The following is a 6,013-nucleotide window of genomic DNA, read 5'->3' on the forward strand; positions in this document are numbered from 1 at the left end:
GCATCTCCATCATTGGGGAGCGGGTTCAGTGGCGCCAATGGGCGCGTCTTCACCCGGCTTGTTCGGGACCACGATGCCGAAGCCGATCAATCGGAGCTCGACGCCCGTGTAATTCCAGTCGAAACGGAAGGTGCGCTTGACCGCGCCAACCTCTTGACGGCCGACCATCGTGTGGAGCGTGCCCGTCGTCTCCGACATCAGGCTCTGCGGATCCACCCGCATCGATTCCATCGTGAAATATTGCGACACACTGGAGCCGCGCTGGTCGTTGACGATCTTGAGCAAATCGCCCTTGATCCGACCGTAGGCGGAGGGGTGAACGATCTTGAGGACCGAATCCATCCAGTAATCGAGGTTCTGCGGACTGCGATTGAGCATCATCACGGCCGCGTCGCGCGTCACCAGTTCCAGATACTCTCGGCTGACGCCCGCGCTGCTCAGCTCGAGCTGCCGCGTCAGGACCGGCTGCAGAACAATCGCCCGATCACGCTCGGAGGCCGCGATCAGCGAGAAGATGGTAACGATCGCAAGGCCCGCGCTCGCCATCACGAGCATATTGCGCTGTTTGAGAACGCGCTGCGCCTGCGCCTGGCTGAATCCCGCTTCCATCGCTTACCCCGCCATCAATCGAAGATATGAAGGCGGGACGGCCCGGATGCCCATGACACCGCTGGGAAGATACCAATAGGCCATATGGAGGAGCCACGAACCAGCACGGCCTGCTTTTGCCTTTCGCAAGACCCACCAACCCAGGATTCCGAAACATATGCCCCAGATGATATGCTGTGCGAGGATCCCGATAAAAAAGGGTCCGGCCATCGCGACGAACTCGTCCATGGTCCAGAGCCCGATCCGTTCGGGTTCATCCAGCTTCCCGGGAATCACATAGCGATCCATAACCGCCCCGCCCCAATTGCCCGGTTAAGCGCGCTTGGCGCACTCCCGGGACGCCCACATCAGATGATCGCAGTCACAGCCGAGGTGACGATCGGAACGCCCGTGCCGACACCGATGCCGACGCCGACGGGAAGAGCGATCTGACCGAGGCTGAAGCGGCCCGAGGCCATGCCGGCGAGGCCGAGCGCCAGCGAGATGATCGTGATGATCTTGCCGCCCGAGCCTTCGAGAAACGCGGTGAATTTGTTAAACGCGGTGTCGAAGGTCGTATCGGTGCCGGCGAACGCCGGCCCTGCGAGCAACACGAACGCAAGGAGCGTTACCGCGGCCAGAAGCGGAAGATGATCGCGACCGAACGCCCCCTCCCGGTCTTTCATCAGTGACATGGTTTGCATGATTTTTTCCCATCTTGTGAACGACGCCCGGAACGGGAGCCGCTCAGAAAGGGAAACCGTGGCAAATGCTGGTCAAGCCAGCGCTGACCGATTATTACCTGATTTGCGTGGATATGGGTATTTTTGCTTCAAAAATCTGTATAAATGCGAACGAAATATTCGTCAGTTTGACCATGAAATTCGTTACTCGGATGAAGTTTCTGCTCGCGGCAACGAAAATTTCAGGCACTTTGGACTCGAAGACTGTGTGTGAAGATCGAAGTGCATAGTTACGAGGCCATCGAAAGCTTATGGAATGCCAAAGACTCAAACAGTGACCCTGCGCTACAGGGCTAGCGAGGCGTTCTGGGAGATACAGTGTCGGGCGATATGCGAATTATCCATATGCGAACGACGGGCCTACTCCCTGCCAAGCCTGCTAGCGCACGTGGCCGAGAAAAAGCTCGGTGAATTGGGAAAACTAACCCCGAAGGACCTGCTATATTTTGCGAGCACGGACTCGGTTTGTGGTGATATCCCAATCAACATCGGGGTAGATAAATGGGTCAACGACCGGCTCAGGAGGGTCCGGTGGCGCCTCTCTGAATCGTCTGGCACCCGCGTTACCAATATTCAGCTACATCGACTCGCATTCTACATCATCACAGGGGCATAATATTCAAACCAGATTTGGGGCTTTCTCAACTTGACATTTCAGCGCTCTGTCGCTGCCCTATATAGGAACGAATTAGTTCATATGATGGAATTTATTCATTTCTCTGGGGCACCGAATGTCATTGTCAAATCTCTACCGTTCTCTTTGTCAGGAGCAACAATCGAGGACCGGTCTGTCGATCCGGCAGGTCGCCAGCACCGCAAGGTTGAGCCCTGGAACAATCGATCATTTTTTGGCGCACGGCGGAACGCCGAGTTATGATCGCCTGCTAGCGATCAGTGACGCTTTGCGGATTGATCGACTTAGAGCCCAGATCGCTCTCCAGGTGCTTGGTTGCCCGGGATCATATTACGCGCCAGGCACCATATTGGCTTCGCGCTTGGTAGCCAGACTAGCCGAAGCGATTTCTCACCCGGACAATGAACCCGAGGAAGAATTGAATAGCTGGCAGACGGAAGCAATTCTAAATCAGGCCGAGCAAGCGGTTTGCAAAGGCCTTGAGGCAAACAGACAGATTAAACAGCGCTTCCTGGCCCTCGGTCGATGAAACGATTTCTGCTTACTTCGACTGCATTGATCTTCGCCCTCCAAACAGGAGTGGCAGACGCGGAGGAAATGGTAGTCCGACAGGCCCAGCTGATCGACTTTGCTCGACCTCTGCCACAGAAAGAGAATATTCCCGCCGTCGAAAACGATATGCGGAACCAATTCGCAGCGATCGCCCCAGAGGAGATGAATCGTGACCCCGCCCGCCTGCGCCTTGGTCGGATCAAATATCTCCGGCCTTCGCGAGGAGCACCAAGAGCACCCACGCATACCCAGTCGCCGCCCCTAGGAATTTCAGATCGCTTCGCGGCCGGAGATTGCGCGGTCAAGCCGTACCGCCCATCTCCAATTCTGGGTCAACGCGCCGATCGACGTAGGGAGCTGCTCTACCCTTTAGTGCGGCGAGCAGCGTGCGAAGCACGCCTCCCGGTCGGACTGATAGACGCCCTCATCATGCAGGAGAGCCGTTACAATCCGTCAGCTCTAAGTCCGAAGGGTGCCTTTGGACTCGGTCAGCTCATGCCGGCGACAGCGCGGCAGCTTGGCGTTGACCGCTACGATCTGATGCAGAACCTTACCGGAACAGCAATGTATCTCGCGCAGCAGCTCGATGAGTTTGGCAGGGTCGACTTCGCGCTTGCAGCATACAATGCGGGGCCTGGCCGGGTACGATCAGTACGACGCATCCCAAGAATAGCAGAAACACAAAACTATGTTCGCCAAATCATGGCCAATTGGCGTTCCATTGAAGCTGGCGGCGCAATACCAAATCAGCCCTCCATCGTTCGGGCTGCGGGGATTCTCTCTTTTCTCTCAGCCCCGCAACTTGTCCAAAGTCATAGCATGTCTGGTCGCAGCACCGAATTCTCAGAAGGGACATAGCCTGTGCCGGCGAACACTTCGAGAAGAACGATGCGCGATCCCAGAAAGATCAGTTCCTGATCTTTCACCAGCGTAGACAAGCGGCCGCTTTCGATCGGATCGGTCTGCGAGCGCAGCGTCAGGTCTCGCACATCGCGCGCACCACTTGTCCTCGGCCACCAATGCCCGACGGTCGAGCCGATTCTCAGCGGTGAAGCGCTCAAACGCGCCGGCGCATCTGCCCAGCAATCCAGATCATACGGTTTTTCGAGATAGGAGCCCATCAAAGGCGTGTGATACCCACCGTCCAGCCGTAACCGGCTTGCTCGAACCGCCATTCCTCCCCGCTTGTCGAGTGTAGCCAGAAAATCAACCATCAGCGCCCGGGGGCCCACAAAATCCATGACGCCTACGTTTCGCCGGTCCTGCAAATATATGCCCCCGTCAAACTTCTTGCGAATCAACTCGAAAACCTCTTCGACTTTCCAGTCCGATTCCGAGAAGTCGATGCAGCATGCGCTAACCCCCTGCTCGCGATTCCGCAGAGCATGATTTGCGACTTCGAGATTCAGGTCGGCAACCTCGGCAGGGAAACTCGATGCCGTGAAAATCTCGGCTGCGAGCAACCCGGGCTGTATACCGCCCGAATATCCTAAGATGCCAGTGATATCGGGGCGCTTCAGCAGCAACGCGCGAGCGAGCATAGTGTAGAATGCATATTGGAAGTGGTAGATTTGGAGTGGGCTGCGCGCTTTTTGATGGCCGCCCGCGAGCATTTCAGTAACCCTGGTCCCGTATTTCGCGACCGTCGATGCATCGGAGGCCCGAATGACAGGGTCTCCTTCGTAGGCCGAGAGGCCGTCAATCCATTTCGGCGACGCCTGGATTGCTTCGCGTGGGCCAGCTGCGATGAAGCCGATGAACAGGATCATGTCGGTATCTTGTTTCGCCCCATAATATGTTCCGCATTCGCGATGGCCGCGGATACATAAGCTTCCGCGCCGGACTCACTGAGCATTGATGCCGCCGGTTCATAACCTCCCTCGCCATAATGCTCACGTGTGGGCAGATACCCGACATAGTCGTTGGCATAGCTCACGACCAGACAGTCTCCAACCGCGCTTTCGATTATTCGGGCGGTGTCGAAAAGACACTCTCCGCCCATCGCCACGAAAGGCATATTGCCCAGCCGGAGCACCTGACTTTCGACATACAAGCCCCCTTCCTCGCTGGTTCGCAGCCGCTGCTCCACGGTCAGGTAGGGGTGCGATCGCTCTTCATAGACTCCATCGAGAATTCGCGATCCCATAGTCTCGACTGCGAACGGACGCGCCGAATTCAAGGCTTGCTCAGCGCAGTCCGCCGCGGCGCGCGCAACGCTGCACATTGCGTCATAGTTGTTATGACCGCTCCATATCTTCGGGTTGTTGTCCCCTGCGGCGCCGTTCAAAAACAGCCAGATCCCACCCGCTCGCGTGCCAAGCTCTGCCATCGCGATACCGCACCAGTCGCCGCTAATCGCGTGGCTGTCCGCGCCGAGAACAACGGGGTGCATTGCTGCATGAACGATTCCTCCGAGGCTGCGATCTCCCGCAGAAAATTGGAGTATCGACAGGCGCTGGTCGGTATGACCCATTTCATATGGCAGGCGATAAATTTGTCCGTCCACCGGGCGCCGTCGATTGACAGCGAGATCGAATCTGGCCTGGCCTCTGACCGCAGTGCAATCGTCAACGTTGTTTAGGGCAAGGTACACGGTGCTCGCGACCATCTGCGCTAGCCATTCCATCCACCAGCCGGCTATCGGCGGCGCGAAGGCATACCAGTTAAGTGTGTCGGGCCCGGAATGTGTATGCGTGCATGCAATCATCACGTTCTCGGGACGAATGGCCGAGGAACGCGAAATTAGGTCCCGAACCTTGCGAATGAAGCGGCGCGGTAACCAGATGAGATCGAGCGAGACGATCGCGTAGAGGGTATCACGGTCGGAACAAACCAACGCTTTTGCTAACAAATCGTCGCCAATCGAAGTGGCCATGCGCGGCCCGCGATGTCCTGCCAATTGGATCGGCAGCGGCGGCGTGATTACTGATTGGGCAAATCCCGCCTTCATCTCCATATCCTATCGCTGAAGCTTACACGCTTTCGCTGTCCGGCAACCGAAGCGCTGCTCGAAATCTAATTTGCGATTTTGTCGGGGGTCAGTTGATCGCGCAAGTCGATCGGGGCGCGCGGGGGGCGCGGCTTTCCCGACACTTTGAAACAGGATGCGCACAGCGAAAATGATTGGCGCCCGTCGATTTCGAGCCGCTCTCTAAACGCGGACGCTCTGCCGATGATAGCATCCATGGAATCATTGCGGAGATTGCCAAGGAGCGCCTCCGGATTGGCAATTTGCGTGAGGATGCATGGCGACACGTCCCCCGTCGGCGACACGGATAAGCTGTAGCCGGCCCAAAAACAGGCTCCATTGGGCTGCGGGCCGCGCGCGTCCGCCTGCCAATGGAGCGTCGGATCGAGGCTGTCGTTGTAGGGTCGTGCGGCTGAGCGGAACAGGAAAGTGTCATAAGGCACTGTTTGGCTCGATACAGCGATAGATGGTGGCCGGGTGAACGTTGAAGGTCCTTGCGACGGCGCTAATGGACTTACCCTCGAGAAC

9 protein-coding genes are annotated in these 6,013 nt (G+C 57.2%); 3 read left to right on the forward strand and 6 right to left on the reverse strand.

Going from position 1 to position 6,013, the window contains the following annotated elements:
• Positions 1-9: 9 nt before the first annotated feature.
• The 3 genes from FG95_RS04760 to FG95_RS04770 are packed head-to-tail and all read right to left on the reverse strand — an operon-like array spanning position 10 to position 1,283.
• Complete coding sequence (locus FG95_RS04760; RefSeq protein ID WP_052182096.1) at positions 10-609, reverse strand: type IV conjugative transfer system protein TraE; 600 nt, start codon at positions 607-609, stop codon at positions 10-12.
• Positions 610-612: 3 nt separating this feature from the next.
• Positions 613-897 (reverse strand): type IV conjugative transfer system protein TraL, encoded by a 285-nt coding sequence (gene traL, locus FG95_RS04765; RefSeq protein ID WP_037554274.1) that lies wholly within the window; start codon positions 895-897, stop codon positions 613-615.
• A gap of 59 nt (positions 898-956) precedes the next feature.
• Positions 957-1,283, reverse strand: coding sequence for a TrbC/VirB2 family protein (locus FG95_RS04770; RefSeq protein ID WP_167702750.1), 327 nt, complete (start codon positions 1,281-1,283; stop codon positions 957-959).
• A gap of 7 nt (positions 1,284-1,290) precedes the next feature.
• Here FG95_RS04770 and FG95_RS04775 point away from each other — a divergent pair, with 7 nt between their 5' ends.
• The 3 genes from FG95_RS04775 (at position 1,291) to FG95_RS21210 (ending at position 3,375) form a co-directional block, all read left to right on the forward strand.
• Positions 1,291-1,545, forward strand: coding sequence for a hypothetical protein (locus FG95_RS04775; protein WP_152567575.1), 255 nt, complete (start codon positions 1,291-1,293; stop codon positions 1,543-1,545).
• 523 nt (positions 1,546-2,068) lie between these two features.
• A complete protein-coding gene (locus FG95_RS21030; RefSeq protein WP_148309292.1) occupies positions 2,069-2,494 on the forward strand; it encodes a hypothetical protein in 426 nt (141 codons plus the stop codon).
• 185 nt (positions 2,495-2,679) lie between these two features.
• On the forward strand, positions 2,680-3,375 hold the full coding sequence (locus FG95_RS21210; RefSeq protein ID WP_081933014.1) for a lytic transglycosylase domain-containing protein: 696 nt from the start codon (positions 2,680-2,682) through the stop codon (positions 3,373-3,375).
• On the opposite strand, the gene FG95_RS04785 is transcribed toward FG95_RS21210, so the two are convergent.
• From FG95_RS04785 to FG95_RS20125, 3 genes are all read right to left on the reverse strand, one after another.
• A complete protein-coding gene (locus FG95_RS04785) occupies positions 3,330-4,286 on the reverse strand; it encodes a hypothetical protein (RefSeq protein WP_037554281.1) in 957 nt (318 codons plus the stop codon). The genes FG95_RS21210 and FG95_RS04785 overlap by 46 nt on opposite strands.
• Entirely contained in the window at positions 4,283-5,467 is a 1,185-nt protein-coding gene (locus FG95_RS04790) for a neutral/alkaline non-lysosomal ceramidase N-terminal domain-containing protein (RefSeq protein WP_160292465.1), read from the reverse strand. The genes FG95_RS04785 and FG95_RS04790 overlap by 4 nt, the downstream gene beginning before the upstream one ends.
• A gap of 65 nt (positions 5,468-5,532) precedes the next feature.
• A partial coding sequence (locus FG95_RS20125) for an SPASM domain-containing protein (protein ID WP_235211461.1) occupies positions 5,533-6,013 on the reverse strand: 481 nt, incomplete at its 5' end.

Origin of the sequence: Sphingopyxis sp. LC363, assembly GCF_000756385.1 — a bacterium.
In the GTDB taxonomy this organism is placed as follows: Bacteria; Pseudomonadota; Alphaproteobacteria; order Sphingomonadales; family Sphingomonadaceae; genus Sphingopyxis.

Excerpts from the sequence above, each read along its gene's own strand:
- FG95_RS04760 (WP_052182096.1), bottom strand. The coding sequence starts at position 609 with ATGGAAGCGGGATTCAGCCAGGCGCAGGCGCAGCGCGTTCTCAAACAG.
- traL (WP_037554274.1), bottom strand. The coding sequence starts at position 897 with ATGGATCGCTATGTGATTCCCGGGAAGCTGGATGAACCCGAACGGATC.
- FG95_RS04770 (WP_167702750.1), bottom strand. The coding sequence starts at position 1,283 with ATGTCACTGATGAAAGACCGGGAGGGGGCGTTCGGTCGCGATCATCTT.
- FG95_RS04775 (WP_152567575.1), top strand. The coding sequence starts at position 1,291 with ATGATTTTTTCCCATCTTGTGAACGACGCCCGGAACGGGAGCCGCTCA.
- FG95_RS21210 (WP_081933014.1), top strand. The coding sequence starts at position 2,680 with ATGAATCGTGACCCCGCCCGCCTGCGCCTTGGTCGGATCAAATATCTC.
- FG95_RS04785 (WP_037554281.1), bottom strand. The coding sequence starts at position 4,286 with ATGATCCTGTTCATCGGCTTCATCGCAGCTGGCCCACGCGAAGCAATC.
- FG95_RS04790 (WP_160292465.1), bottom strand. The coding sequence starts at position 5,467 with ATGAAGGCGGGATTTGCCCAATCAGTAATCACGCCGCCGCTGCCGATC.